The sequence below is a fragment of the Lactobacillus equicursoris DSM 19284 = JCM 14600 = CIP 110162 genome, from assembly GCF_001434815.1.
GTDB classification, from domain to species: Bacteria; Bacillota; Bacilli; order Lactobacillales; family Lactobacillaceae; genus Lactobacillus; species Lactobacillus equicursoris.
In genome coordinates, this window is record NZ_AZDU01000030.1 from 1 (window position 1) to 25693 (window position 25693).

The window sequence follows — 25693 nt, forward strand, 5'->3', positions numbered from 1 at the left end:
GACGTATCGGTTCGACCCCGATCACCGCTATGTTTAAACGGCTCATTTGAGCCGTTTTTTTGTTTTTAGCGTTTTTCTTAAGAGGTTTGCACCTCTTTTAGGGATTTTCTATAATATAAAGGATAGTATGGAGGAAATAAAAGTTACTATGAATATTGGCCTGTTTACAGATACCTACTTTCCGCAAAACAGCGGTGTAGCGACTTCAATCAAAACTTTAAAGGAAGCCTTGGAAGCGCAAGGTCATAACGTCTTTATTTTTACCACGACCGATCCGGGCGTGGACAAGGACACTATAGAAGCCAACATCTTCCGCTTCAGCTCTGTGCCCTTTATTGGCTTTTCTGAGCGCCGAATCGCCTTTCGGGGCTTCTTTGAAGCAGTCAAGGTGGCTAAGGAAGTCAACCTGGATATCGTGCATACGCAAACCGAATTTTCTATGGGCAGCATTGGCAAGTTTGTGGCCAAGCAACTGGAGATTCCGGCCATTCACACCTACCACACCATGTATGAAGACTACCTGCACTACGTCTTAAACGGCCATCTTCTGCGGCCAGTCCACGTCAAGCAGTTTACCAAGGGCTACTTAAAGAATATGGACGGAGTGATTGCGCCTAGCCCCCGCGTAGCCAATTTATTGACCCGCTACGGGGTGGAAATCCCGATGCGGGTAATTCCGACTGGGGTTGACCTAGAAGCCGTCAGTCAGGGTGAAAAGATCGATTTAAGAAAAAAGCTGGGCATCAGTGAAGACACGCCGGTCATGCTGACTTTGGGCCGGGTGGCAGCTGAAAAGAAGATCAGCCACATCTTGAAGGTGATGCCGGAACTTTTAGAAGAATTTCCAGACCTAATTTTTGTGATCGCTGGCGATGGTCCAGACGTTGACCAGTTAAAAGATCAAGTTGAACGCCTGACTTTAGAAGGGCACGTCATTTTTACCGGCAATGTGGAACACGACCAGGTAGGGAGCTACTACCAGATGGCTGACCTCTTTGTCTCAGCCAGTGACACCGAAACGCAAGGCTTGACCTATATTGAGGCCCTGGCCAACGGCCGCCGCTGCGTGGTCTACAAGACTGAATACACCGACCAGGTCTTTGACAACCCAGTCTACGGGACGACTTTTGAAACCTACCGGCAGATGAAAGAGGCGATTGAAGCCTATCTCCGCCAAGGACGGATTGAAATCCCTGAGGACCTCCTAGCTAAAAAGCTGGATGAAATTTCTGCATCCCGCTTTGCCAGCCGCGTGTGCGACTTTTACCAATTTGCCATCGACAACTACCAAGTGAAAGAGGATAAAAACAAAGATGATCAGAATTAACCATTTTTCCCAAGCTGACTCCGTTGCCGGCCAAGGCGTGGGGGCGGCCTACTTAGAACTGCTCCGCTTGCTTAGAACCCACTTGGTGGACGACTTCTACGTGACCGTCAACAAGTATGGCAAAAGCGACCTGACCCACTACCACACCATCAACCCGACTTACTTTGCTAACAGCTTTTCCAAGGCCCGGGGCCGGAAGATCGGCTACGTGCACTTTTTGCCGGATACCTTAGAAGGATCAATCAAATTGCCAGCCCCAGCCAAAAAAGTCTTCTACAACTACGTAATTGACTTTTATAAGCGGATGGACCAGATCGTGGTGGTGAACCCGATTTTCATCGACAAGTTGACCGACTACGGCCTGCAGCGGAGCAAGATCCGCTACATCCCCAACTTTGTGGCTAAGAGCGAATTTTACGAGCAAAGCCAGGCCAAAAAGAATGCGACTCGGAAGGAGCTGGGGATTCCGCTAGACAAGTTCGTCGTCTTTGGCGACGGGCAAGTGCAGGCCAGAAAGGGCGTTGACGACTTTGCCAAGCTGGCTGAAGCCAACCCTGACGTCCAATTCGTCTGGGCCGGCGGCTTCTCCTTTGGCAAGATCACGGATGGCTATGACCACTTTAAAAAGTTAGTCGACAACCCGCCGAAGAACCTGATCTTTACCGGCATCATCGACCGGCCAAAATTGGTGGACTACCTGAACATGGCAGATCTGTTCTTGCTTCCATCTTTTGACGAGCTCTTCCCAATGTCAGTTCTAGAAGCCTTCAGCTGCGGGACGCCGGTGCTGCTCCGCGATCTTGACCTCTACCGGGCCATTATCGATGGCTACTACCTGGCGGGTAAAGACTTTGATGGTTTAAACGACCAGCTGCACTTTGCCCTGAGCCACCCTAACATCCTGACCCACTACCAGGACCTGTCTCGGCGGGCTAGCCAGCAGTATTCTGAAGATCATTTGGCCGAAATCTGGAAGGACTTTTACACCGAGCAGTACCAGATCGGCCGGGAACTAGGGCAGATTTATGAATAGAAAATCTTTCTGGGGGATCATTGTTGTCCTCTTGATCTCCGGCCTTGTTTTATACTTTGACCTCAAGGAAACGCCGGTAAAAGTCTTGGCCGCTGCTGCTAAGCAAATTAATCTGGGCAAGGTGGCCCTGGTCTTTTTGGCCATGCTCTTGTCTTATCTCTGCGAGGCCCTGATCTTGCGGCTCTTAGCTAAAAGGCCGGGCGAAGCTAAGCGCAGTTTTTGGTCCTACCTCCGCATCCCCTTGATCCAGGCCCTCTTTAACGGGATTACCCCGATGGCGACGGGCGGGCAGCCGTCCCAGCTGGCGGCCATGGCCGAAATGGGGATGCCGATTGGCCGGTCAACTTCAATTTTGATGATGAAATTCATCTGCTACCAGCTGGTGGTTTTGGCGGCTTATCTGACCGCCTTTGCCAGCGGCTTTTCCCTGGTTGCCAGCAAGTTTGCCGGGTTGGCCATCTTCATCTTTATCGGCTTTGCCCTCCACGTGTCTTCGATCATCCTGCTCCTGCTCGCCATGTTTGCCCATGACTGGACCCGGCGGATGGTCAAAAAGCTCATGGCCTTCTTAGGCAAATTTTTGCCTAAAGACAAGGTACAGTCCTGGGAAGAAGCAACCCTAGCCCAAGTGGAGAGCTTTTACCAAGAAAGCCAGGCCTTGAAAAAAGAAAAGCAGAAGCTGTGGGGCGTCATTCCGCTCACTATCTTGCAGCTCCTTTGCTATTATTCAGCGCCATATCTGACCCTCTATGCCTTTGGCCTTTCGGTCAGCTATTTCCAAGTAACCATCATGACCATCTTAATTATCATGTTCATGGCTGTCATTCCGGTACCGGGGGCTAGCGGCGGGGCGGAATTCAGCTTCCAGACCCTCTTTGCCAGCTTTATCGCTAAGCCTGGCCTGGTGGTCGCGGCCATGTTCGTCTGGCGCTTTGCCACTTATTTCTTTGGGATGATTTTGGGGATTTTTGCCTGGAGCATTAAGCCGGCGAAAATTCGCGAATAATCTAAGCGAGGTATTTCATGAAAAAATTAGCTGCTTTTGGCAATTGGCTGAGGACGTCAAAGACGGCCTTCTTGTCGCTAGCGGTTTTTGGCTACTGGCTGAAGTGCTCCTTGATCTACCTGACCAAGTTTAGCCTGGGAGCCAGCAGCGGGATGCAGTACTTCCTGCTCTTTTTAAACCCGATTCCGTCGGCGCTGCTCCTGCTCGGGATCGGGATGCTGGTCAAGGGGCGCAAGTCCTACTGGCTGATGATCATTATTGACTTGATCCTGGCCACCTGGCTCTTTGCCAACATCCTTTATTACCGGGAGTTTTCCAACTTTTTATCCTTCTCCTTGATGCAGAGTTCTGGCAGCGCGTCGGAGAATTTGGGCAAAAGCATTGCCGGCATTTTAAAAGGAAGCGACTTTTTAGCCTTTTTAGACCCGGCAATCTTGACCATCTTGCTGGCAACCAAGGCCATTAAGATGGACCTGCGGCCCAAGTCTTGGAAATTAAAGACCGGGATCGAAGTGGGCGCCATCTTGCTGGCCGGGGTCAACCTGCTCTTGGCCCAGCAGGACCGGTCGGGCCTCTTGACCAGAACTTTTGACAACAACTACATCGTCAAGTACCTCGGCATCAACGAGTACGCCATCTACGACGGGGTCAAGACGGCCCAGACCAGTGCCCAGATGGCCAATGCCAAGGTGTCAGACCTGTCTTCTGTTAAAAAGTACATCAAGCAAAATTACGTCCAGCCCAATTCCGCTTATACCGGGGTCGCCAAGGGCAAGAACGTGATCTATATCCACCTAGAAAGCTTCCAGCAGTTCCTGATTGGCTACAAGTGGCAGGGCAAGGAAGTTACGCCGAATTTAAACAAGCTCTATAAAAACAAGCACACCCTGGCCTTTGATAACTTTTTCAACCAAGTTGGACAGGGGAAGACGTCAGATGCGGAAATGATGCTGGAAAATTCCCTCTTCGGGGTCCAGTCGGGGTCGGCCATGTCGACTTACGGCACTAGCAACACCTTTGAAAGCATGCCGGCCATCCTTAGTCAAAAGGCTGGCTACACGACTGCCGTCATGCACGGGGGGACGGGTTCTTTTTGGAACCGGAACAATGCCTACAAGTCCTTTGGCTACCAGTACTTTATGTCCTTGAACTACTATAACTACCAAGACAGCTGGTATCTAGGCTACGGCTTAAAGGACAAGATCTTCTTAAAAGAATCGGCTAAGTACATTGCCAGCCTGCCGCAGCCTTTTTACCTGAAATTAATCACGGTGACCAACCACTACCCCTACATGCTGGACAAGCAGAACCAGTCGATCAAAAAGACGACGACCGGGGACTCCACGGTGGACGGCTACGTGCAAACGGTCCACTACTTAGACCAGGCTATTGGCGAGCTGATGACTTGGCTGAAGAAGACTGGTCTGGATAAAAAGACCCTCCTGGTCTTTTACGGGGACCACTATGGCATCTCCAACAACCATAACGAGGCTATGGCCCAGTTGACCGGGATCAAGAACTACGGCGAATTTGAGGACCAGCAGTACCAAAGGGTGCCGCTCATGTTCTATTCACCCGCTTTAAAAGGCGGGGTCAAGCACACCTATGGCGGGGAAATTGACGTCATGCCGACGCTCTTGAACCTGCTCGGCATTTCTAGCAAGAAGATGATTCTTTTTGGCCATGACCTCTTGAGTAAAGACAACCCGCAGCTGGTGGCCCAGCGAAACGGCAACTTTATTTCGCCGACCTTTACCAAGGTGGGCAGCAGCTACTACTACACCAAGACCGCGAAAAAGGTCACCAGCAAAAAGGATAAGGCCAAGTGCCGCATCTTGGCCAACAAGGTGACGACGCAGTTATCCTTGTCAGACCGGGTGATGACCGGGAACCTGCTCCGCTTTTACAAGCCGTCTTGGTTTAAGAAGGTGGATACCAGCGACTTTGACTACAACAAGACGGCGGCTTTGGCTAAGCTGAAAAAGGCGGCCAAGTCCAAGACCAGCCTGAAGAGCCAGCTGGGCAAGAAGGATGCAACTAGTCTTTACAAAACGGATGCGCCAGAACTGAAAAAAACTAAGACAAAGTAAGCTGGAGTATGATATAATAGCTGAGTAATTGTAGAATAAATTGGAGGCAGTACAGTGTATAACGTGATCATGACGCTGTTGATCATTGTTTCAATCTTGATCATCTTTGCAACAATGATGCAGCCACAAAAGCAACAAGATGCCTTGAACGCTTTGTCAGGTGGTGCCGTATTCAGCGGACAAACTAAGAAGCGGGGCTTTGAAGCCTTTATGGAGAAGGTAACCTCAGTACTGTTGGTACTCTTCTTCGCTTTTTCGATTATTTTGGCAATTCTGTCTTCTAAATAATCAAGACCTCCCGATCAGTTGATGGGAGGCTTTTTTTTAGCAAAAAACATATTAAGAATAAACGAGTAATGGAGAATCTATGACGCAAAACGAAGCTGCATTGGCGGGAGTGCTTGAAATCTTCCGCCGCAATCCCCAAAGACAGTTCACTGTAGAACAGATCGAGCGCCAGGCCCGGCGGGACCGCCTTGGCAACTTTACCGACCTGATCAAGTCTTTGGCGACTTTAGAACATGAGAAAAAGATCATCACTGACGGCAACGGCCGCTACCAATTGACCCAGGAAAACACTGAAGTCGAAGGCGTCTTTCGGGCCAATGACAAGGGCTTTGGTTTTGTCCGCTTAGATGATGAAGAAGCTGACGACATTTTTATCGGGGCTGACAATACTAAACTGGCTCTAGACGGCGACCGGGTCAAGGTTAAGATCACGGTTGGCGGCAACCCATGGAACGGCAAGGGCCCAGAAGGGGAAGTGCTGGAAATCCTGGAAAGAGGGACCAGCTCTTTAGTTGGGGAATACACGCCTTTAGAAGACCTCCAGGTCAAGATCAGCCACTTTGCCGGCTACGTGATTTCCACTAACAAGAAGTTTAAGAAGTACAAGGTATATGTGTCTGATCAAGGGATCATCCCGCAACTGGGCGACATGGTCAAGGTAACCATCAAGGACTACCCAAGTCAAGACATCCCAGACTCCATGACCGGGGCCGTGGTGGAAGTCATCGGTAACAAAAACGACCCGGGCGTGGACATCATGTCCATTGTGGCGGAACACGATATCCGGGTGGACTGGCCAGAAGACGCCCTGGCCCAGGCCAACGCCATTCCTGACCACGTGACTGACGAAGAGAAGAAGGGCCGGCGGGACATCCGGGACCAAGCAGCTGTTACCATCGACGGCGATGACTCCAAAGACTTTGACGACGCCGTCGTTGTTTGGAAAAAGCCTAACGGCAACTACCATTTGGGCGTGCACATTGCCGATGTCGCCCACTACGTTAAAGAAGGCACGCCACTAGACCGGGAAGCCTTTGCCCGGGGCAACAGTACTTACTTGGTTGACCGGGTGATCCCGATGCTGCCATTTAGACTGTCAAACGGGATTTGTTCCTTAAACGAAGGCGTGGACCGCTTGGTCTTGTCCTGCGACATGGAAATTACTCCAGATGGTGAGCGGGTAGGCTACGACATCTATCCATCCCTCATGCGGTCACATGGCCGGCTAACCTACAACAAGGTTAACCAAGCCTTGACCGATGTCCCTGACAGCGACCTGGAAGACAAGTATGTCAAGGTCCGGCCGATGCTGCGGGAAATGGCAGATTTGCACGAAGTCCTTTACCAGCAAAGACATGACCGCGGCGCCATCGACTTTGAAGAGCCAGAAGCCAAGATCATCGTTGACGACAAGGGCAAGCCAGTTGACATCGTTCTCCACGAACGGGGCACGGCCGAAAAGATGATTGAATCCTTCATGCTGCTGGCCAACGAAACGGTAGCCGAAGCCTACTACAAGAAGCACGTGCCATTTTTGTACCGGGTGCATGAAACGCCAGAAGCTGATCGGATTACCAGATTCTTTGAATTCTGCAGCGCCTTTGGCTTAAACATCAAGGCTGACCCTAATGACGTCAAACCTTTAGACTTGCAAAAGGTTGTCACCAAGACCCTGGGCACGCCAGAAGAAGCAGTTGTCCAAATGATGATGCTGCGGAGTCTCAAGCAGGCCCACTATTCTGAAGAACCCCTGGGCCACTTCGGGATTGCGGCTAAGTACTACACTCACTTTACGTCCCCAATCAGACGGTACTCAGACACCATGGTCCACCGGATGATTCACACCTACTTAGAAGAAGGGATGGGCGATGAGGTCAAGGAACACTTTGCCAGCGAATTGCCAGAAGTGGCTGAGCAAACCTCAACCCAAGAGCGCCGGTCTATTGACACTGAACGGGCAACTAACGACCTGAAGATGACCGAGTACATGGCTGACCAGGTAGGGCAAAAGTTTGATGCCGTTGTTTCATCGGTCACTAGCTTTGGCATGTTCGTCCAGCTGGAAAACACGGTGGAAGGCTTGATCCACATCTCTAACTTAAAGGATGACTTCTACTCATACGATGAAAAGACCATGACCTTGACGGGCCGGGGGACGCACAAGCAATATAAGGTAGGGATGCCAATTAAGGTGGTTTTGACCAACGCCAACGTTGAGCAGCACCAATTAGACTTTGAAGTTTACGATCCCGATGCTAAAAAGCGTCCACATAACGACCGGGGGCAAGGCAGAAACGGCCGGGGCCGCTACCGGGGTGACCGAAACCGCGATAACCGGAACGGCCATGGTGGCCGCGGCAATCGTGACCGCCGGAAGGGCTACAGCGGCGACCGCCAGCACAAGGTAAGCAAGAACAACCGCGGCCAGCGCTTGGGGCAAAGCAGCAAGCGCCCGCGCTAAAGTTAGGGGGCTTTCTGAGTGAAAGAAAAGAAGAAAGAAGATAATGTCTTAGCACAAAACCGGCAGGCAAGACACGATTACTTCATCAAGGACACCTACGAAGCGGGGATTGCCTTGACGGGGACGGAGATCAAGTCGGTTCGGGCAAGACATGTCAGCCTGCGGGACGGATATGTGCAGATCATCAATGGCTCAGCTTTTTTAGAAAATGTGCATATTGATGAATATAAAGAAGGCAATCGTTACAACCATGATCCACTGAGATCAAGACGCCTGCTTTTGCATAAAAAGGAAATTGCCAAGCTGGCTGAGGTTAAAGCGCAAAGAGGGATGACCATCGTTCCTTTGAAAGTTTACATTAAACATGGCTTTGCCAAAGTCTTGATTGGGGTTGCCCAAGGTAAGAAAGAATACGATAAAAGAGAGACCATTAAAAAGCGCGATCAAGAGAGAGATTTGCGTCGTAAATATGGCATCTAGAAAAGATCCACATTTGTGGGTCTTTTTGTTTGGGGAGGATTGGCTTTTCTATAAGCGTATAGGAAATAAATTAAAAAAATTTCTAAAAGTGTTGAAAGTGACTGTCGGGGGCAAAAACAGCTAAATAAAATTAGATAATGAAAATCAAAGCTGTTCCGTGATTGGAACAGCTTTTTTAATATCTTCGCTGAAATATTTTTCGCCAAAGTGAAATACATTTCTTAACTCTGAAATAAAGTCCTCAGTTTGTGTAACCGCTTCACATTTTCTGGAATCGTGACATAATAAACTATGTAAGCTAGCTCACGAAAATGTGATAAAACAATTCTTTTGTAAGGAGCAATTGAGTTATGTCAGATAAGAAATTTTCAGTTGTTATTGCGGGCGGCGGCAGCACCTTCACCCCAGGCTTCGTAATCAGCCTTTGCGCCAACCAAGACAAGCTTCCCTTGAGAAAACTGAAGCTGTACGACATTGACGCCGAAAGACAAAAGAAGATCGGGGATGCCTGTGCCATTATCGTTAAGGAAAAGGCGCCAGGCGTTGAATTTGAGTACACCACTGACCCAGAAGAAGCCTTTACAGACGTGGACTTCGTCTTAGGCTCCATTCGGGTGGGCAAGTATGAGATGCGCAGCCAGGATGAAAAGATTCCGCTCAAATACGGGGTTAACGGTCAAGAAACGACCGGCCCCGGAGGCATGGCTTACGGCCTGCGGTCCATCCCTGCAATCATTGAAATTATTGACTTTATGGAAAAGTACTCTCCAAATGCTTGGATGGTCAACTATTCCAACACGATTGCCATCGTTTCTGAAGCCTGCCGGCGTTTCCGTCCACATGCCAAGATCGTCAACATCTGCGACATGCCAATCGACGACATGGGCCGGATGGCAGCCATTGCCGGCTTAAAGAGCTTCAAGGACCTGGACTTCACCTACTACGGCTTAAACCACTTTGGCTGGTGGAAGAGCGTTACCAACAAGAAGACCGGCGAAGACCTGATGCCAATGCTGAAGGAATACACTAAGAAGAACGGCTACTATGTTGGCGGGGACTTTGACAAGGATACCGAAGCCAGCTGGGTTGCAACCTTCAAGAAGGTTGCCGACTGCTACGCCTTAGACCCAACCACCTTGCCAAACAACTACATGCAGTACTACTACTTCCCGCAATACGAAGTGGAAAACGCCAACCCGCACTACACCAGAACCGATGAAATCCTGGAATACCGGCAAAAGATCGTCTTTGGTGAATGTGCCCGGATCGTCAAAGAAGGTACCGCCAAGGGCAACCTTTGGGAAAGCGCCGTTCACTCCAACTACATCATTGACATCTGCCACGCAATTGCCTTCAACACCCATGAGAAGTACCTGGCCAACATTCCAAACAATGGCGCTATCAGCAACTTCCCAGACGATGCCATCGTCGAAGTCCCATGCCTCTTTGGTGCCGACGGCGTGCAGCCGCTCTGCGTCGGTGAAGCTGGCCGCTTCCAATTAGGGCTGATGATGGAACAAGTTACCTGTGAAAAATTAGTCGTTGATGCCTATGAGCAAAAGTCCTACATCAAGATGCTGCAGGCCTTTGCCTTAAACAAGACAGTGCCAGATGCAACAGTTGCCAAGAAGATCTTGGACGACATGATGGTCGTTAATAAGCCATATTGGCCAGACCTCAAATAGGCTGAATGAAATAAAGAAGAATTGATAGAAAATAGAACTCACTCGAGAAGCTTTTTAAAGGGAGGAAAAGCTTATGATGCAGAAACTACAGAAATTCGGGGCAGCGATGTTTGTGCCTGTCCTGCTTTTCTCATTTGCAGGTATCGTGGTTGCCATCACGAGCCTTTTGAACAATGCGTTAATCTTTGGCTCGCTGGCTAACCCCAACACCTTCTGGTATGGCCTGTGGGACACCATCCAGCAGGGGGGCTGGACCGTCTTCAACCAAGTCGACATCCTCTTTGTGGTTGGTCTGCCAATCGGTCTAGCCAAAAAGGCCCAAGGGCGGGCAGCGATGGAATCTATCGTTACCTACTGGACCTACAACTACTTTATCGGGGGCTTTTTGACCCACTGGGGCAAGTTTTTTGGGATTAAAGACTTTGCCAACACTCAAATCGTGGCCAACTCCACCAACCAAGGCTTGAACATGATTGGCGGGATCAAGACCCTGGATACCAGTATCGTTGGTTCCTTGATCATTGCCGGGATCGTGGTCTGGCTGCACAACCGCTACTTTGACAAGAAATTGCCTGACTTCTTGGGGACCTTCCAAGGCTCAGCCTTCGTTGTTATCTTAGGCTTTGCGGCCATGTTCCCAATGGCCTTCTTGACCTGCTTGGTTTGGCCAAAGGTTCAACTGGGCATCACCGCCTTACAAGAATTCATGGCTTCTAGCGGCTTGATCGGGATCTGGATCTTCAACTTCTTGAACCGGGTCCTCATCCCAACTGGCCTGCACCACCTGGTTTACATCCCATTCCAATACGGTCCAGCCGTTGTTGCTGGTGGTTTGCAGCCATGGTGGCTCAAGCACCTGACCGAATTTGCCGCAAGCACTAAGTCCTTGAAGGTCTTGGCACCAAACATGGGCTTCATGCTTTACGGGAATGAAAAAGTCTTCCTGGTACCAGCTATCTGCTTGGCCTTTTACCACACTGCTAAGAAGAACAAGAAGAAGCAGACTTCAGCCTTGCTCTTGCCAGCTGCTTTGACTTCATTCTTAGCCGGGATTACCGAACCAGTCGACTTTACTTACCTCTTTGCTGCGCCAGTTTTGTGGATTGTCTACTCAGTCCTGGCTGCAACCATGAACACGACTATGTATATCTTCGGCGTCTCCGGTCAAATGACTGACGGGGCGATCGGGATTGCTTCCATGAACTGGCTGCCGCTTTGGGCCAACCACTGGCACGCTTACCTTGCCCAGTTCATCATCGGCTTGATCTACGCTGCAATTATCTACTTCGTCTTCCGCTTCATGATCGTGAAGTTTAACTACATCACCCCAGGTCGGGAAGCTGATGACCAAGAAGTTAAGCTCATGAACAAGAAGCAATACAAGGAAGCCAAGGCTGCTGAACAAGCTGCCCAAGCAGCTGGCGAAAACTCCAGCGACCCATACATCGCTAGAGCTACGGCATACACCACTTTACTGGGTGGTCCTGAAAACATTTCAGAAATCACTTCCTGTGCAACTCGTTTGCGGATCACGGTTAAGGATCCTGATAAGGTCGGGGCTGACGCGGCCTTTAGAAAGAACCAAGCAGTCGGCGTTGTCCGTCACGGTCAAGCTATCCAAGTCATCGTTGGCTTAGACGTTGCCCAAGTTTTGGAAAGAATTGAAAGCATTATCGCTGATAGCGGTAACAGCGTTGCCAAGACTGAGGCCGACCCGGATGAAGAAAAGGCAACTGGTTACTTAGACCTCTTAGGCGGCAAGAGCAACATTCAGGAATTGACCTCTTGCTCAACCCGGGTCAGAGTCCATGTCTTTGATACCAAGAAGGTCGGCGAAGACGCGCAATTCAAGCAATTCGGGGCTAGCTCCGTTGAAAGACGAGACGATGGCGAGATCGACATCGTGGTTGGTCTGGAAGCTGAACGCGTCGTTGAAAAAATGAAAGAAATCATGTAACAGCTTTTTAACAAAAAAAGCTTAAATGATGTAAGTTGATCCATAAAAGTGTTATTCTGGTAATTGAATGAAAACGAATGCATCAGTTAACAGGGAGGACTTTTATGGCTGGATTAAAGGCAAAAATTGTTGATCACGCGAGCAATTTAAATGGTTCAGATAAGAAGATTCTGAATTATCTGCTCAACCATGCCAAGGAGTGCAGCGAGCTGAGTTTGACCAAGCTGGCTAGCAAGCTCTATGCGTCAGAATCAGCAATTTTTCGCCTTTGCAAGAAGATCGGCTTGAGCGGCTACAGCGAGCTCAAATTTGAACTGGCCGATTATGCTAAAGGAGAGCAGCACATGGTCAAGCAGCAGGAGACTTTTGCCGAAAGGCTAATTAAGAACTTGCGCGCTGAACTGAGCTACTTTAGAACGCTTGACTTTGATCGTTTCTACCAAAAGTTGCATGAGACTGACAACATCTACATCTACACGACCGGCTGGCAGCAGGCTTCTATTGCTAACTACCTGTCCAGCCAGCTCCTCGTAGATGCAGGCAAGCCGTCAACGATTATGCCATCGGCAATTAGTGAGCTGCAGGTTTTCCATAACTGGGTTAAAGACCATGATCAGCTTTTCGTGATCTCTTATTCAGGTGAAGACGACGACCTTTGTAATCAATTGGAGCAGCTGCGCCTGGTTAATGACAAATTGACCATTACGTCGCTGACGACCATTAAGGAAAGTCGCTTGTCCAGTTTGTCAGACTTCAGCCTCTACTTCCAGCCTAGCCTGTATAGCGAAAAGGCGGATTATAAGAAATGGGGCTTCAGCCCGGCTTATGTCTTGATTGACTTGTTAATCGATGGCTATTGTGAATGGCTTGAAAGAGAGGCACTATAATGCAGGAAAAAACTATTTGGATCGATCGCTTTGCTAAATCAGCTGGGCTAACCCCCAAGCGAATCATGAGAATCTATACGGCAATCCTCTTCTTTGCGCCGCTTCTCTACATTCTTTTGATTCAGCTGCGGGCTAGTGCCGCCAGAAAACTGATTACTGACTATGTAGCGGCTAGTCCGTCCCTCACGGTCTCTTTGATCGTGGCGGCTGGCGACTTCCTGCTTGGCTACATGTGCTGGATTGACGGCGGGGCGCTTTTAGCCAGTCGCAAGCAGTTTGGCAAATTTATGAAGATCCAGCTTTGGACCCAGCTGATTGTCGGCAATTGGGTTTGCCTCTTCTTTGCCATCTTTGGCTTGAGACAGGGCAAGGACTTGCCAGAAGACAGCAAGGTCAAGCCTAGTCAGCTCCTCTCCTTAACTTATTTAATCGCCGGTTTGTTTGTAGTCTGCTTTGCTTTTTACCTGGTCTTCGCCATTAAAGCAGTGAAAGGTTGATATCGATGTTTAATTTTTTTAAAAAAGCTAAAAAGAATGAAGGCACCAAGGTCGTGTCGCCAGTAACCGGGGACTTGATTCCCTTAGCTGAAGTCAATGACGATGTCTTCTCCCAAAAGATGCTGGGTGATGGCTTTGCGGTCAAGCCAAGCGAAGGTGAAGTCGTATCGCCAATTTCCGGCACGATTTCAACCTTGTTCCCAACCAAGCATGCCATTGGCGTTAAGACTCCAGAAGGCTTGGAGGTCTTGATCCACTTGGGCCTTGACACGGTAGAATTGAAAGGCGAGCCTTTTGACGTTCAGGTTGCCCAAGGCGACAGCGTCAAGGCTGGGCAAAAGCTGGCTGACATGGACTTAAAGAAGATTACGGATAGCGGCTTAGACGACACGGTCATGGTGGTTTACACTAACATGGATCTCTTGAAAGAAGTCAAGGATGTTGATCCTAAGCCAGTTAAGGCAGGTGATACCGCACAAGAAATTATTTTCAACTAGTAACGCAAACAGTTGATTTTTTCCTAAATATTTTTACTTTACTCCTCTAAATACTTTCTTTACTAACAAAGAATCGCTTAGTCGCCCTGGTCTCCCAGGGCGACTTTTTTAGTGCAATTTTTTCTCCATGAGCTGGTGGGGGATGCCGGCCTCTTCAAAAATGGGGCCGACTTCTTCGTAGCCATTTTTGAGGTAGAGCTGCTTGGCGCTGACCTGGGCATGGAGGTAGAGGGCGTCCGTGAGCTGTTGGTCTAAGACGTAGCTTTCAATCGCCGAAAGGAGCTGGCTGGCCAGGCCCTTTCGGCGGGCAGCCTTTTGGACAGCCACCCGGCCGATGTAGTAGCGGCCCTGATCTTCAAAAAAGCGGGCTGCTGCTAAGGCGTCGGTTTCTTGCTCATTTAGCAGGTAGACATGGTAGGCGGCGAGGTCTTGGTCATCGAGCTCAGGCACGGTGATTCCTTGCTCAGCCACAAAGACTTCATCCCGAATGCGGGAGAGGCAGAAGACTTCCCGGCCAGTCAGGTCGCTAAAAGGCTTAACTTGAATTTTTTCCATTATTTTAAATCCTCCATTTGTTTTTTGACCTATTGTAGCAAGAATCTAAGCTATTTTTTAAGAAAAGTTTTTTGCAATTTTTTAACTTCGCCCTGATAAAAATACTAGCTGTAGTATGATAAAAGAGCTAACGATACTAGATTTTGAGAAGGGACGATTTTTTCAATGTCAGAACTGACAATCAGCGACTTGCATGTGGAGATTGCAGGCAAGGAAATTCTAAAAGGGGTCAACCTGACCCTGAAAACTGGTGAAATTCATGCCATCATGGGGCCCAACGGCACCGGGAAGTCGACTCTGTCTGAGTCGATCATGGGCAATCCGGCTTATAAAGTGACCCGCGGCAGCGTTAAGTTAGACGGGCAAGAGCTGCTCGGTCTGCCGGTTGATGAGCGGGCCCGGGCGGGGCTCTTTTTAGCCATGCAGTATCCGGCTGAAATTCCAGGCGTGACCAATGCCGAATTTATCCGCGGGGCCTTGAACGCTAGACGACCAGAGGATGACCCGATTTCGGTCAGAGAATTATTGCCAGAGCTTTATGAAAAAATGGCATTCTTGGACATGAAGCCGGAGATGGCTCAGCGCTACTTAAACCACGGCTTCTCCGGCGGGGAAAAGAAGCGCAATGAAATCCTGCAGATGATGATGATCAAGCCCAAGTTTGCCATCTTGGATGAAATCGACTCTGGCCTGGACATTGACGCCTTGAAGGTGGTGTCTAAAGGAGTCAATGAATTGCGGGGGCCGGCCTTTGGCACCTTGATGATCACTCACTACCAGCGCCTCCTTGACTACGTTATTCCGGACAAGGTCCACGTTATGATGGGGGGACGGGTTGTGGCTGAAGGCGGGCCGGATTTGGCCAAGCGGCTAGAAAAAGAAGGCTACACCAAGCTGCGGGACGAACTGGGCTTAGACATTGAACTGACGGATGAAGGTGTTTAAGATGAGCGCAAAAGAATGGTTCAAGGACCTGCAAAAAAAAGCCAAATTTGATGCTGAGCGCCTGCCTTACCCTGACTTTGCCAAGGTGGACTACCGCGGTTGGCAGGTGGACTTAAAGCGGCCCATCCAGACCGAGCCCAACTTTGTGGTTCAAGAAAATTCGGAAGCTAAGGAAAAAGGTGTCATTATCTGCCCTTGGGATGAGGCTTTAGAAAAATATGGCGACTTAGTTCAAAAGTACTTTGGAAAAGCCGTTCCCATTGACGAAAATCGCCTAGTTGCTGAGCATGTAGCCCAGATGGAGCAGGGACTCTTGGTCTATGTTCCGCCTAAGACCGTTTTGTCTACGCCGATCGCGGTAACTTTTTTGCAAAATGCGGAGAAAAGGCAGGACTACGTCCAGCACGTCTTGATCGTGGCCGGTGAAAATTCGGAATTTTCCTATTTGGAAAAGGTGGAAAGTCAAGGTGAAGAAGAGTCCTTAGCTAGCCTAGTCGTAGAAGTCTGTGCCTTGGCCGGGGCCAAAGTCAAATATGCTGGGATCGACCGGCTGGGGCCAAAGACCACGGCTTACCTCAAGCGGGTCGCCTGGCTGGGCCAGGATGCCCAAGTTGACTGGGCCATGGGGATGCTGAGCGATGGGAAGATTTTGGGCGACTATGATTCTAACCTTTACGGCCAAGGGGCCAAGACCCAGATGAACGTCATCGCCATTACCATCGGGGACCAGGTTCAGGGACTCAATACGGTGGTTAATAATTATGGGAGAAAGTCTGACGGCCGCATCCTCCAGCACGGGGTCATCCTGCAAAAGTCCAAGTTGGTCTTTAATGGAATCGGCCACGTCATGAAGGGGGCTAAGGGCGCCAATGCCCAGCAAGAAAACCGGGTCTTGATGCTGTCAAGAAAGGCTAGGGGCGATGCCAACCCCATCTTGCTGATTGACGATAACGACGTTTTTGCCGGGCATGCTGCCAGCGTTGGCCGGGTCGATGAGCAGCAGCTCTACTACCTGATGAGCCGGGGGATCGCCAAGCCCGTGGCCGAGCGCCTGGTCATCCGGGGCTTTTTGGGACCGGTTTTGACCAAGATTCCAGACGAGGCGGTCCGTCAGGACCTCTTTGCCATGGTAGAAAGGAAGCTGATCGATGGGCAGGAGCTGGACTGAGATTCGGGAAGATTTTCCAATTTTAAAAAGCAAGATGAATGGTCAGCCTTTAGTTTACCTGGACAATGCGGCCACCAGCCAAAAGCCCCAAGTGGTGATCGATGCGATAGCTGCTTTTTATCAAAAAGACAATGCCAATATTTACCGGGGAACCTATGAATTGTCGCAAAGGACAACTGACCTCTATGAAGGGGCCCGGGAGCAGGTGGCTAAGTTTATCGGAGCTGACCGAAGCGAAATCGTCTTGACAGCCGGGGCGACGGCTAGTCTGAACCTGGCGGCCTTTGGCTATGGCTTGCCGGTGTTAAGGCCAGGGGATGAGATCGCCGTGACGGCCGCCGACCACCACAGCAACCTGGTTTCTTGGCAGGAAGCGGCGAAAATGACGGGGGCTAAATTAGTGTATCTGCCTCTAGATTTGGGAGGCAAAGTTGATGTTGAAAGGGTAAAAAAAGAGCAAATAATTGGCAAGAAAACGAAAATCTTAGCCATTGCCCAGGTGACCAATGTCTTGGGGACGAACCAGCCAATTGCTGAATTAATCAACCTGGTCCACCAAGCTGGCGGGGTTGCCGTCATCGACGGAGCCCAGGCCGCAGGCCATCTGCCGGTTGACGTGAAAAAGCTGGATGCGGACTTTTACGCTTTTTCCGGCCACAAGATGCTGAGCCAGACTGGAATCGGGGTCTTGTATGGCAAGAAAAAATTGCTGGAAGCCACCCGTCCCCTCTTTTTTGGCGGAGAAATGATCGAAGAAGTGGGCTTGACCAGTGCGACTTATAAAAAGGCCCCCTACAAGTTTGAAGCCGGCAGTCAGAATGTGTCGGGCGCCATTTCGTTAGGCTCAGCCATTGACTACCTGACTGAGATTGGCTTAGACAAGATTGCGGCAAGAGAAGCTGAACTAGGAAAAGCGGCAGCTGCCGGCCTGCGGGCCATCCCCGGCGTCAGAGTTTATGGTCAAGGCGGCGGGATCGTTTCCTTTAACCTAGCAGGGATCCACCCCCATGACCTGGCAACGGCCCTGGACACCCAAGGCATTGCCGTCCGGGCGGGCCAGCACTGCGCCCAGCCAATGATGAACTTTTTGCAGGTTCCAGGAACGGTGCGGGCCAGCTTCGCTTTTTACAATAATGAAGAAGACGTTAGTGCCTTAATTACCGGCGTCAAAGAAGCAAAGGAGTTTTTCCATGGGCTTAGATAAATTAAGTCAGCTGTACCGGACCATCCTGCTGGATTATGCGGCTCACCCCAAGTATGCGCAGCCGCTGGAAATTTTGGACCAAGAAGTGCGCCTGATCAACCACAGCTGCGGGGACCAGGTGACCCTGCAGGTGAAATTTGCGGATGACGAAGGCAGCGAAATGGTAAAAATCGATCAAATCGCCTGCCTGGCCAGCGGCTGCACCATTTTTCAGGCCTCAAGCGCCATCATGACCGAGCAGGTTCTGGGGAAAAAGCTGAGCGACGTGACGAAAATGAAGGCGGCCTTTTACCAAATGCTAGAAGGACATGACTTGGCAGAAGACGATAAAAAGAAACTAGGCGACGCCACCCTCTTGGCCGGCGTCAGTCAGTTCCCGGCCCGGATCAAGTGCGCGGCTTTGCCCTGGCAGGCTGTTGCTGAGGCGATTGAAAGGAAGCAAGAAGGCAAGTGACAGATAAAATGGAAAAAGATGAAACCTTACGGTCCCTGGACCATGAATACGAATACGGCTTTAAAGATGACATCGACCCGATCTATACGACCGGCGAGGGGCTGAGCGAAGAGGTCGTCCGGCAGATTTCGGCGGCGAAAAATGAGCCAGACTGGATGCTGGACTTTCGCTTGAAGGCCTACCAGACCTATTTGAAATTGCCCCTGCCCACTTTTGGGCCGGACTTGACCAAGATCGACTTTGACCACCTCAACTACTTCCGCCGAGATGCCAAAAAGGCCGTCCGCGACTGGAGCGAGGTGCCGGACCAGATCAAGGAAACCTTTGAAAAACTGGGCGTCCCCCAAGCTGAGCGCCAATACCTGGCCGGGTCGTCAGCGCAGTATGAATCAGAAGTCGTCTACGAAAAAATCAAAGAAGACCTGGCCCGACAAGGCGTCTTGTTCATGTTGACCGATGCCGCCGTCCAAGTGGTGCCGGATTTGGTCAAAAAGTATTTTGGCAAACTGGTCAAGCCAGACGACAACAAGATGGCGGCCTTGAACTCGGCTGTCTGGTCGGGCGGGACTTTTATTTACGTGCCTAAAGGCGTCCAAGCCAAGGTCCCGATTCAGAGCTACTTCCGGATCAATGCCGGCAATAGCGGCCAGTTTGAGCGGACCCTGATCATCGTTGATGAGGGCGGGAGCGTCAATTATGTGGAGGGATGCACGGCTCCCAACTATTCAGCTGACAGCCTGCATGCCGCGGTCGTTGAAGTCAACGTCTTAAAGGATGCCTACTGCCGCTACACCACCATCCAAAACTGGTCAGACAATGTCTACAGCCTGGAAACCAAACGGGCCCAGGCCCTAGAGAATGCGACCATGGAATGGGTGGACGGCAACCTGGGATCGAAAGTCACCATGAAATACCCGAGCGTTTACTTGAATGGACCAAGAGCGCGGGGCACCATGCTATCGATCGCCTTTGCCGGCTGCGACACTAAGGGGCGCGGCATCGACTCCGACACCGGGGCCCGGATGGTCCACAATGCCCCTTATACCACCAGCTCTATCGTGTCTAAGTCCTTATGTAAAGACGGTGGCCGGGTGGACTACCGGGGGCAAGTCCGCTTTAACCCGGACAGCGATGGCTCTTTAGCCCACGTTGAGTGCGACACGATCATCATGGATGACCAGTCGGCTAGCAACACCATCCCCTACAATGAAGTCTTAAACGGTAACGTCTCCATGGAGCACGAGGCCAAGGTATCCAAGATTTCTGAAGAGCAGCTTTACTACCTGATGAGCCGGGGGATCTCGGAAGCCAAGGCGACCGAAATGATCGTCATGGGCTTTTTGGAGCCTTTTACCAAGGAATTGCCGATGGAATATGCCGTTGAATTGAACCGCCTGATCAAGTATCAGATGGTAGGTTCGATTGGCTAGGAAAAAGAAAACGTCTGGATGATTTCCAGACGTTTTTATTTGCTTTAATTGATGTTTTTTTTACAAAGTAATGATTTGGTCGGCGATGGCCAGGGTGGACAAGCGGTGAGAAACGATGACGATGGTCTTGTCCTGGCTTTCTTCTTTCAAGGCCTTGAGGATGATCCCTTCGTTTAAGGCATCCAGGTTGGCCGTGATCTCGTCCAGCAAGAAGAGGTCGCCGTCATGCAAAAAGGCCCGGGCGATCCCCAGCCGCTGCTTTTGCCCAGCAGACAGCTGCTGCCCTTCGCCAAGTTTGGTGTCGTAGCCTTCTGTCAAAGTCAAAATAAAGTCGTGCAGGCTAGCCTTTTTGGCGGCTTGAATGACTTCGGCTCTAGTGGCTGCTTGGCCCAGCTTGATATTGGCTTCGATCGTCTCACTGGCCAGCCAGGTATCTTGGGGGACATAGCTTTCCAGCTGCCTTAGGGCTGAGGTTTTGATTTTCTTGATATCGGTATTTGAGATTGAAACTTGTCCTTCACTGGCATCGTAAAAGCGGGCGAGAAGTTTCAAGATGGTCGACTTGCCGCTGCCGCTAGGGGCATGGATGCCGATGATTTTTCCCTTGGGGATGTGAAGTGAAAAATCCTTTAAGACCGGCTGGTCCCCATCGGGGTAGGTAAAGGTCACTTTTTGGAGGTCGGCTTGGCTAAAAGTAGGTTCTTCCCCAGACTCGTTTTCGCTAACAACCGGTTCTTCGTCTAAGATGTCTAGCACCCGCTGGGCACTGGCGGCGGTTTGAGCCAGGCTGGTTGACAAGGCGCTTAAGGCAACGACTGGGCCAAAAGAGGACATCATGGTGGCTGTCACCGTTAGACTGCCGGCCAGGGTCATGCCATGTTTTCTAAGGAGCAGGCTCAAGACCAGCATGCCGGCACTTGCGATCTGGATGGCCAAGGTCGTGGCGGCTTGCTGCCAGTTGCCTAAAGCAGCCAGGCGCTGCTGAGCCTTGGTTAATTCCTGATCGGCTTTTTGCAAGTTTTCTAGGCGCTTTTGCCCTTGGCCAAATTGCCGGATTTCCTCGCTCCCCTTGATGGAGTCTAAGACAAAGCCGCTGAGGCGGGAAATTTTTTCCCGGATGGCTTGGCCGGGCAGGCTAGTCAAGCGGGCGTTGACCGCCGGGATGACCAGGCCCACGATCAGGTAAAAGGCTAGAGCCCAGAAGGCGAGCAGCCAGGAATAGTGGCCGATAAAGTAGACCATGCAGAGGGTGTAGAGGCTGGCGATGGCGACAGGGGAAATGGTGTGGGCGTAAAAGATTTCTAAGAGCTCGATGTCGCCGGTGATCAGGGCCAGCAGCTCCCCCTTATTTTTTCCTTCCAATTTGGCGGGGCTGAGCCGGCGCAAAGCATGGAAGAGCTTGACCCGGAGGAGGGCCAGCAATTTAAAGGCGATCAGGTGGTTGAAGTAGTGCTCCCCGTAGTGGAGAGGTCCGCGGGCGAGGCCGCAAATGAGGACCAGGATTAATAGGCTAGTAGCGGCTTGCCCGGCAAAAAGCTTTCCGGCAGCCATTACGGCGGAGATGGTGACAAAGCTGGCGGCCAGGTGGCCGGCGGTGCCAAGGAAAATGGCGGCCAGCATGGCCGGCCACAGGGGCTTGACCAATTTCAAGAGGCGCAAGAGGGGATTGATTTTAGTCTTTTTCATTTTCATTTTTGCCTCCTAACTGGGCGTAGCTTTCAAGTGCGGCTTGCTGCTGGTAGAGCTGGGCGTAGGCGCCGGCCTTTTGGATCAGCTCGTCCTGGGTGCCGCTTTCCGTAATTTGTCCCTTTTCCAGGAAAAAGATGCGGTCGCACAAGGCAGCGTTGGCCAGGCGGTGGGTGATCAAGATAACGGTTTTGGTCTTGGCCAGTTCTTGGAAAATGGCCATGATGTCGGCCTCGTCAAAGATGTAGATCTGGCTGTCTTTTAACAAGGACCGGGCGATGGCTAGGCGCTGCCTTTGCCCGCCTGACAGGTTGGCAGCGTTAGTCGTCAAGACCGTGCCGAGTCCGGCTCTTTTTTGCAAAAAGTCCCAGAGCTGGACCCGGCTTAAGACATCGATCAGCTCGTCGTCGCTAGCCGTTTTGGCAGCCAGCAGGTTGTCCCGGATGCTGCCGGCAAAGAGATAGCTGCTTTCGCTGACACTGGTGATGGCGGCGGTGAGGTCACTTGGGTCAATTCGGCTGGGGTGACCGGGTTATGGTTGCCCAGGCGCAGGAGCTTGGCATAGATTTTTTCCCGCAGGACCTCCTTGACCCGGGCGATGGCTAAAAAGCTGGCCTGGTTGTAAAGGACGAGGCTGACCACCTGGATGACGATCCCGGCGATCAGCTTTATTAAAGAGTTTGCCTGGCCGCTGGTCAGCATGCGGGCGGCAGCGAAGATGACGAAGATTTGGCCGATTAGGCCGGTCCACTTGAGCAGGATCTGCCAGAGGACGTAATAGCTAGACTTGCCTAATTGTTTCAGCAATCTGCTTTTGATCATGATTGAAAAAGTTCCTTTCTTGATAATCGTGACTAGATGAAATAAGTCCATTATAGGAAATTATGTAAAAAATTGCATATGGGGATTTGGCAATACTGGGGTAATAAGTGCAAAAAAGCCTGAGTACTAAGGTACTCAGGCTTGTTGCGTTTTAAAATGGCAGATCGTCTGATGTGACATCATAGAGCGAGTCGTCAGCAACGGGGTTGCCGGGGATGCGGACCGTGATTTTCTTTTTCTCTTCCTTCTCTTCCTTATAGTCCGTCAGGTATTCCAGGGAAGTTGGGCGCTTTTTTTCCTCCTTTTTCGGCAGGGTAAAAGGCTTGGTGCTGGCAATCATGAAGTAAAAGGGCATCGTCTGGCAACAGATCGGCAGGCTGGCCTGGTTGTGACCCAGCATTTTTTGCGGAACCAGGGAGCGGAAGAGGTAGACCGTGTTGTCAGCCTTGTAGGTCAGGTCTTCTTGGGTCAAGAGCCCAGCCGACCGCTTGACCAGGTAGTCGATGGTCGCGCCGTCTCCAGCGATGAACATCAGGTTTGAGCAGTTGGCCAAGATGCTGTCGGCTTCTTGGTCATAGCGGCTCTTTAGCTGGTCGATGTCTTGGATGGCCAGGTCAAACAGCAGCTGGCTGCCCAGTCCGCTGGCTAGTTTGCCGCTGAGGTTGGGGATCTTGCTTAGCAAAGGCAGCTCGTCGATCACGAAGTGGACCCGGCGGTGGTCGCCTGGCTGCTGGGTCTGGCGGTCTTGGTCAAAGACGTAGTTGTAGAAGCGGTTGATAAAGAGGGTTAAGAAGCCATTTAATTGCGGCGCCCGAACCGAGCTTTGCAGGTAGACTACGCTTGGTTCTTTTAACAGGTCTGGGAAGTTGATCTCGTTATCGCTGGTGATTTCAAAGAGGCTACTTGACTCCAGCTGTCCCATGGGACCAGTCATGCAGCTCAAGATGCAGGAACGCGTTCTATCAGCACTTGGCAAAGTATTCATCCAGAGCTCCTGGGCCGAGGCGATTTGCTGATACCAAAAAGTTGACCGTGGATTAAGACCACTTTCCTCATTATCTTGGCACAGGAGCAGACAGGCTTCTGGCGTGGTTAGAATCGGCTCAATCTTGCCTTGATAATCGTAAGTGGTGCTAAGTGATCTAGCGTCGTCGTAGTGTTTCAACATGCAGGCAAGCTCGAGCTTTTCGTCGACTTCTAGTTGCCGGTTGTTGCTGAGCGTGACGCAGTCGGTGACAAAGGCGATGAAGTCGCGGTATACGGGAGGCTTTTTGGCTAAAGTCAAGTGGTAACAAGAAGGAGAGTCCTCTACCGTCTGGTAGGTGCTGGTGATTAAGAAGTAGCGTAATAAGGCTTCGCAAGCAGTTCTGGCAGCTAGATTCCAATATTTCTCATTGGCGATGCTTTCTTCTGGAACAAAGATGTCGACCATTTCTTTTACAGCCTCATCAAAGGAATCCTTGTTTTCCGCAACGATGGCTTGGTAGGCCGTTTCAAAAATATTCCAGTGGGAGCTGCTAGTGGAGTCGCTGGGGTTGAAGTTGTAAATCTTGTAGCCATTAGCCTTAAAAAAGCTGCCGCTGTCTCTCAAGAGTTCGCCTTTAGGGTCATGGATGATGACGGTCGGCTTTTTTTCGCCCCGGGCCAAGTTGCTTAAAAGAGGCAGGATGATTTTTTGCCCCTTGCCGGACCGGGTAACCCCGACTATCATGGAGTTGACGGTGGATTGGTCGATGTAGTAGTAGCCGTTATTTTCTTCTTGGTGGACGACTTTTTGCAGGATTTCTCGGGTATCAGCCGTGATTTTGGCGTCAGGACTCAAGAGTTCTTTAGTCGCCAGGTTGGCCGGCTGGTACCAAACCGGCAACCCGCCGTAGCCAGGGAAGCTGCCCTTTTGGTCATTGATCTTCAGGTACTGGTTGGCAATGGCCGGGTCGATAGCGTCTTTTGGCTTGCGAGCGGCGCCAAAGCCCATGTGTGCGGAATCGTCTGCGTCTTTGCCGATGATGTGGTAGCTAAAATCTTGAGTAGACATGTTAAAAATCCTTTCCAAATTTCTCCAGACGGCTTTTCCGTCCTTTCGCTAGCTATCATAGCACAAAAAGCATCTCGGGTAAAGTGAAAAACATCAATCAACTAGAGACTTATAGTTGTACACTATATATAGAGCTTAGATAGGTGAGGGCACTAGATTTAGCTTTTGGGGCAAAAAAGCGCAAAAAAAGAAGGATTCAGGTGAATCCTTCTTTTTACATTTGTTTCATGTAATCCTTGTATAGCCGTCTTACGTAGTCGGTGCCGTAGAGGCCCTGGTGATTTGGGGTGTACTTGATGTCTTTGGCCGGATTGAATTCCGTAAACTTGGCCAGGTACTTGTCGATCTCGTGCCAAAGGTCCAGGTTGGACCGGCGAGCCCAGTTGCCTTGCACGCACTGGATAACGTATTGGGAGTTGAGCAGGAAGCGGATCTTTTTATCGGTATAGCCGAGTTCGGTGAGCTTTTTTAAAGCTTCCATAAAAGCGGTGATTTCCATTTGATTGCTGGAAGCACCGGGAACGCCGCCGCTCCCGTCAAAAGCATCTTCGCCATTGATCCGGATCAGGTAGGCCCAAGCAGCAGGCGAATCATCGGTGATTTCGTTGTTGTGGCCCCCACCGGCGGTGTAGACTTCGGCAAAGTAGTCTGGATCGTCAGCTTTTTCAAGATTAGTCGCTGCCGGGGCAAGCGGGGACAAGTCGGCGTCAGCGACCGTTCGCATCGGCGTCAACTTCAAGGGGATGGTCCCGGTATGGGCGACTTCTTTTAAGTACATCTTGATCCCGGTTGACAGGTCTAAGCCGTAGTAGTTGAAAATTTCTACGACCTTGTCCTTTTCATCGGTTGGGATCTTAAAGTTGATTTGTGACATTTGAACCATATGGCATCGCTCCTATAGTAAGTAGTTGTATAGAAAATGCTTTACTATGTCTATTCTAACCGAATTTAGGAAAAAGTAAAAAAATTTTGCTGAATTTTCGGGCGAAAAATTGGCAAAAAGCGAATATTCTTTAAGCTGCCTGGGCAGGAGGGGCGAATTCGATCAACGATTGTTCTTTATCGAGGAGAGGCAGTTATAACAACGTTCCCTCGTGTTCATTTGAATTTCCGGACAAAAAGGCTGATTTGACGAATTGATTTAAGCGAGTATACTAATATTTGTTGTCGCGGCGAGCAAGCAGCT

Annotated in this window: 23 protein-coding genes; 17 read left to right on the forward strand and 6 right to left on the reverse strand. The window is 50.5% G+C overall.

The window, feature by feature from the left end; genetic code table 11:
- Nucleotides 1-148 precede the first annotated feature (148 nt).
- The 12 genes from FC20_RS06535 to FC20_RS06590 all read left to right on the forward strand — a co-directional run bounded on the left by FC20_RS06535 (nt 149) and on the right by FC20_RS06590 (nt 14208).
- A complete protein-coding gene (locus tag FC20_RS06535; RefSeq protein WP_008461125.1) occupies nt 149-1327 on the forward strand; it encodes a glycosyltransferase family 4 protein in 1179 nt (392 codons plus the stop codon).
- On the forward strand, nt 1314-2360 hold the full coding sequence (locus tag FC20_RS06540) for a glycosyltransferase family 4 protein (RefSeq protein ID WP_008461124.1): 1047 nt from the start codon (nt 1314-1316) through the stop codon (nt 2358-2360). The genes FC20_RS06535 and FC20_RS06540 overlap by 14 nt, the downstream gene beginning before the upstream one ends.
- Nucleotides 2353-3366, forward strand: a complete 1014-nt coding sequence (locus FC20_RS06545; protein ID WP_008461123.1) for a lysylphosphatidylglycerol synthase transmembrane domain-containing protein — start codon at nt 2353-2355, stop codon at nt 3364-3366. Before FC20_RS06540 ends, FC20_RS06545 begins: the two co-directional genes overlap by 8 nt.
- 17 nt (nt 3367-3383) lie before the next feature.
- Nucleotides 3384-5456, forward strand: a complete 2073-nt coding sequence (locus FC20_RS06550; protein ID WP_008461122.1) for an LTA synthase family protein — start codon at nt 3384-3386, stop codon at nt 5454-5456.
- A gap of 54 nt (nt 5457-5510) precedes the next feature.
- A complete protein-coding gene (secG, locus tag FC20_RS06555; protein ID WP_008461121.1) occupies nt 5511-5744 on the forward strand; it encodes a preprotein translocase subunit SecG in 234 nt (77 codons plus the stop codon).
- Between the two features lie 79 nt (nt 5745-5823).
- On the forward strand, nt 5824-8205 hold the full coding sequence (gene rnr, locus FC20_RS06560) for a ribonuclease R (RefSeq protein WP_008461120.1): 2382 nt from the start codon (nt 5824-5826) through the stop codon (nt 8203-8205).
- 18 nt (nt 8206-8223) lie between these two features.
- Nucleotides 8224-8685, forward strand: a complete 462-nt coding sequence (gene smpB / locus FC20_RS06565; protein WP_008461119.1) for an SsrA-binding protein SmpB — start codon at nt 8224-8226, stop codon at nt 8683-8685.
- Between the two features lie 350 nt (nt 8686-9035).
- Entirely contained in the window at nt 9036-10370 is a 1335-nt protein-coding gene (locus FC20_RS06570; protein WP_008461118.1) for a family 4 glycosyl hydrolase, read from the forward strand.
- 73 nt (nt 10371-10443) lie between these two features.
- A complete protein-coding gene (locus FC20_RS06575; protein WP_008461117.1) occupies nt 10444-12327 on the forward strand; it encodes a PTS sugar transporter subunit IIBC in 1884 nt (627 codons plus the stop codon).
- A 104-nt stretch (nt 12328-12431) separates the two neighbouring features.
- On the forward strand, nt 12432-13214 hold the full coding sequence (locus FC20_RS06580) for a MurR/RpiR family transcriptional regulator (RefSeq protein ID WP_008461116.1): 783 nt from the start codon (nt 12432-12434) through the stop codon (nt 13212-13214).
- The gene (locus tag FC20_RS06585; RefSeq protein WP_008461115.1) at nt 13214-13711 is read left to right on the forward strand and encodes a hypothetical protein; all 498 of its coding nucleotides are present in this window, start codon (nt 13214-13216) and stop codon (nt 13709-13711) included. Before FC20_RS06580 ends, FC20_RS06585 begins: the two co-directional genes overlap by 1 nt.
- A gap of 5 nt (nt 13712-13716) precedes the next feature.
- Nucleotides 13717-14208, forward strand: a complete 492-nt coding sequence (locus tag FC20_RS06590; RefSeq protein WP_008461114.1) for a PTS sugar transporter subunit IIA — start codon at nt 13717-13719, stop codon at nt 14206-14208.
- 108 nt (nt 14209-14316) lie between these two features.
- Here FC20_RS06590 and FC20_RS06595 read toward each other — a convergent pair whose 3' ends face one another.
- Nucleotides 14317-14763 (reverse strand): GNAT family N-acetyltransferase, encoded by a 447-nt coding sequence (locus FC20_RS06595; RefSeq protein WP_056945345.1) that lies wholly within the window; start codon nt 14761-14763, stop codon nt 14317-14319.
- 165 nt (nt 14764-14928) lie between these two features.
- On the opposite strand from FC20_RS06595, the gene sufC reads away from it, so the two are divergent.
- The 5 genes from sufC to sufB are packed head-to-tail and all read left to right on the forward strand — an operon-like array spanning nt 14929 to nt 19964.
- Nucleotides 14929-15708 carry a Fe-S cluster assembly ATPase SufC gene (gene sufC, locus FC20_RS06600; protein WP_008461112.1) on the forward strand — a complete coding sequence of 260 codons (780 nt, stop codon included), beginning with the start codon at nt 14929-14931 and terminating at the stop codon, nt 15706-15708.
- 1 nt (nt 15709) lies between these two features.
- Complete coding sequence (gene sufD, locus FC20_RS06605) at nt 15710-16876, forward strand: Fe-S cluster assembly protein SufD (RefSeq protein WP_051011261.1); 1167 nt, start codon at nt 15710-15712, stop codon at nt 16874-16876.
- Nucleotides 16857-18080, forward strand: coding sequence for a SufS family cysteine desulfurase (locus FC20_RS06610; RefSeq protein WP_008461107.1), 1224 nt, complete (start codon nt 16857-16859; stop codon nt 18078-18080). Before sufD ends, FC20_RS06610 begins: the two co-directional genes overlap by 20 nt.
- Nucleotides 18067-18534, forward strand: coding sequence for a Fe-S cluster assembly sulfur transfer protein SufU (sufU, locus tag FC20_RS06615; protein ID WP_008461106.1), 468 nt, complete (start codon nt 18067-18069; stop codon nt 18532-18534). Before FC20_RS06610 ends, sufU begins: the two co-directional genes overlap by 14 nt.
- An 8-nt stretch (nt 18535-18542) precedes the next feature.
- On the forward strand, nt 18543-19964 hold the full coding sequence (gene sufB / locus FC20_RS06620) for a Fe-S cluster assembly protein SufB (protein WP_008461104.1): 1422 nt from the start codon (nt 18543-18545) through the stop codon (nt 19962-19964).
- Between the two features lie 60 nt (nt 19965-20024).
- Here sufB and FC20_RS11080 read toward each other — a convergent pair whose 3' ends face one another.
- The 5 genes from FC20_RS11080 to FC20_RS06645 all read right to left on the reverse strand — a co-directional run bounded on the left by FC20_RS11080 (nt 20025) and on the right by FC20_RS06645 (nt 25390).
- Entirely contained in the window at nt 20025-21650 is a 1626-nt protein-coding gene (locus FC20_RS11080) for an amino acid ABC transporter ATP-binding/permease protein (RefSeq protein ID WP_229772279.1), read from the reverse strand.
- The gene (locus FC20_RS06630; RefSeq protein ID WP_081586767.1) at nt 21637-22164 is read right to left on the reverse strand and encodes an ATP-binding cassette domain-containing protein; all 528 of its coding nucleotides are present in this window, start codon (nt 22162-22164) and stop codon (nt 21637-21639) included. The genes FC20_RS11080 and FC20_RS06630 overlap by 14 nt, the downstream gene beginning before the upstream one ends.
- Nucleotides 22047-22472 (reverse strand): 6TM ABC transporter family protein, encoded by a 426-nt coding sequence (locus tag FC20_RS10360; protein ID WP_008461094.1) that lies wholly within the window; start codon nt 22470-22472, stop codon nt 22047-22049. The genes FC20_RS06630 and FC20_RS10360 overlap by 118 nt, the downstream gene beginning before the upstream one ends.
- Before the next feature lie 151 nt (nt 22473-22623).
- Nucleotides 22624-24507, reverse strand: a complete 1884-nt coding sequence (locus FC20_RS06640; protein WP_008461092.1) for a type IV secretory system conjugative DNA transfer family protein — start codon at nt 24505-24507, stop codon at nt 22624-22626.
- A 214-nt stretch (nt 24508-24721) separates the two neighbouring features.
- Complete coding sequence (locus FC20_RS06645) at nt 24722-25390, reverse strand: type II toxin-antitoxin system RelB/DinJ family antitoxin (protein ID WP_008461089.1); 669 nt, start codon at nt 25388-25390, stop codon at nt 24722-24724.
- Nucleotides 25391-25693: the final 303 nt, after the last annotated feature.

Coding starts and splice junctions, on each gene's coding strand:
- FC20_RS06535 (WP_008461125.1), top strand. CDS start 149: ATGAATATTGGCCTGTTTACAGATACCTACTTTCCGCAAAACAGCGGT.
- FC20_RS06540 (WP_008461124.1), top strand. CDS start 1,314: ATGATCAGAATTAACCATTTTTCCCAAGCTGACTCCGTTGCCGGCCAA.
- FC20_RS06545 (WP_008461123.1), top strand. CDS start 2,353: ATGAATAGAAAATCTTTCTGGGGGATCATTGTTGTCCTCTTGATCTCC.
- FC20_RS06550 (WP_008461122.1), top strand. CDS start 3,384: ATGAAAAAATTAGCTGCTTTTGGCAATTGGCTGAGGACGTCAAAGACG.
- rnr (WP_008461120.1), top strand. CDS start 5,824: ATGACGCAAAACGAAGCTGCATTGGCGGGAGTGCTTGAAATCTTCCGC.
- FC20_RS06570 (WP_008461118.1), top strand. CDS start 9,036: ATGTCAGATAAGAAATTTTCAGTTGTTATTGCGGGCGGCGGCAGCACC.
- FC20_RS06575 (WP_008461117.1), top strand. CDS start 10,444: ATGATGCAGAAACTACAGAAATTCGGGGCAGCGATGTTTGTGCCTGTC.
- FC20_RS06580 (WP_008461116.1), top strand. CDS start 12,432: ATGGCTGGATTAAAGGCAAAAATTGTTGATCACGCGAGCAATTTAAAT.
- FC20_RS06585 (WP_008461115.1), top strand. CDS start 13,214: ATGCAGGAAAAAACTATTTGGATCGATCGCTTTGCTAAATCAGCTGGG.
- FC20_RS06590 (WP_008461114.1), top strand. CDS start 13,717: ATGTTTAATTTTTTTAAAAAAGCTAAAAAGAATGAAGGCACCAAGGTC.
- FC20_RS06595 (WP_056945345.1), bottom strand. CDS start 14,763: ATGGAAAAAATTCAAGTTAAGCCTTTTAGCGACCTGACTGGCCGGGAA.
- sufC (WP_008461112.1), top strand. CDS start 14,929: ATGTCAGAACTGACAATCAGCGACTTGCATGTGGAGATTGCAGGCAAG.
- sufD (WP_051011261.1), top strand. CDS start 15,710: ATGAGCGCAAAAGAATGGTTCAAGGACCTGCAAAAAAAAGCCAAATTT.
- FC20_RS06610 (WP_008461107.1), top strand. CDS start 16,857: ATGGGCAGGAGCTGGACTGAGATTCGGGAAGATTTTCCAATTTTAAAA.
- sufU (WP_008461106.1), top strand. CDS start 18,067: ATGGGCTTAGATAAATTAAGTCAGCTGTACCGGACCATCCTGCTGGAT.
- sufB (WP_008461104.1), top strand. CDS start 18,543: ATGGAAAAAGATGAAACCTTACGGTCCCTGGACCATGAATACGAATAC.
- FC20_RS11080 (WP_229772279.1), bottom strand. CDS start 21,650: ATGAAAAAGACTAAAATCAATCCCCTCTTGCGCCTCTTGAAATTGGTC.
- FC20_RS10360 (WP_008461094.1), bottom strand. CDS start 22,472: ATGATCAAAAGCAGATTGCTGAAACAATTAGGCAAGTCTAGCTATTAC.
- FC20_RS06640 (WP_008461092.1), bottom strand. CDS start 24,507: ATGTCTACTCAAGATTTTAGCTACCACATCATCGGCAAAGACGCAGAC.
- FC20_RS06645 (WP_008461089.1), bottom strand. CDS start 25,390: ATGGTTCAAATGTCACAAATCAACTTTAAGATCCCAACCGATGAAAAG.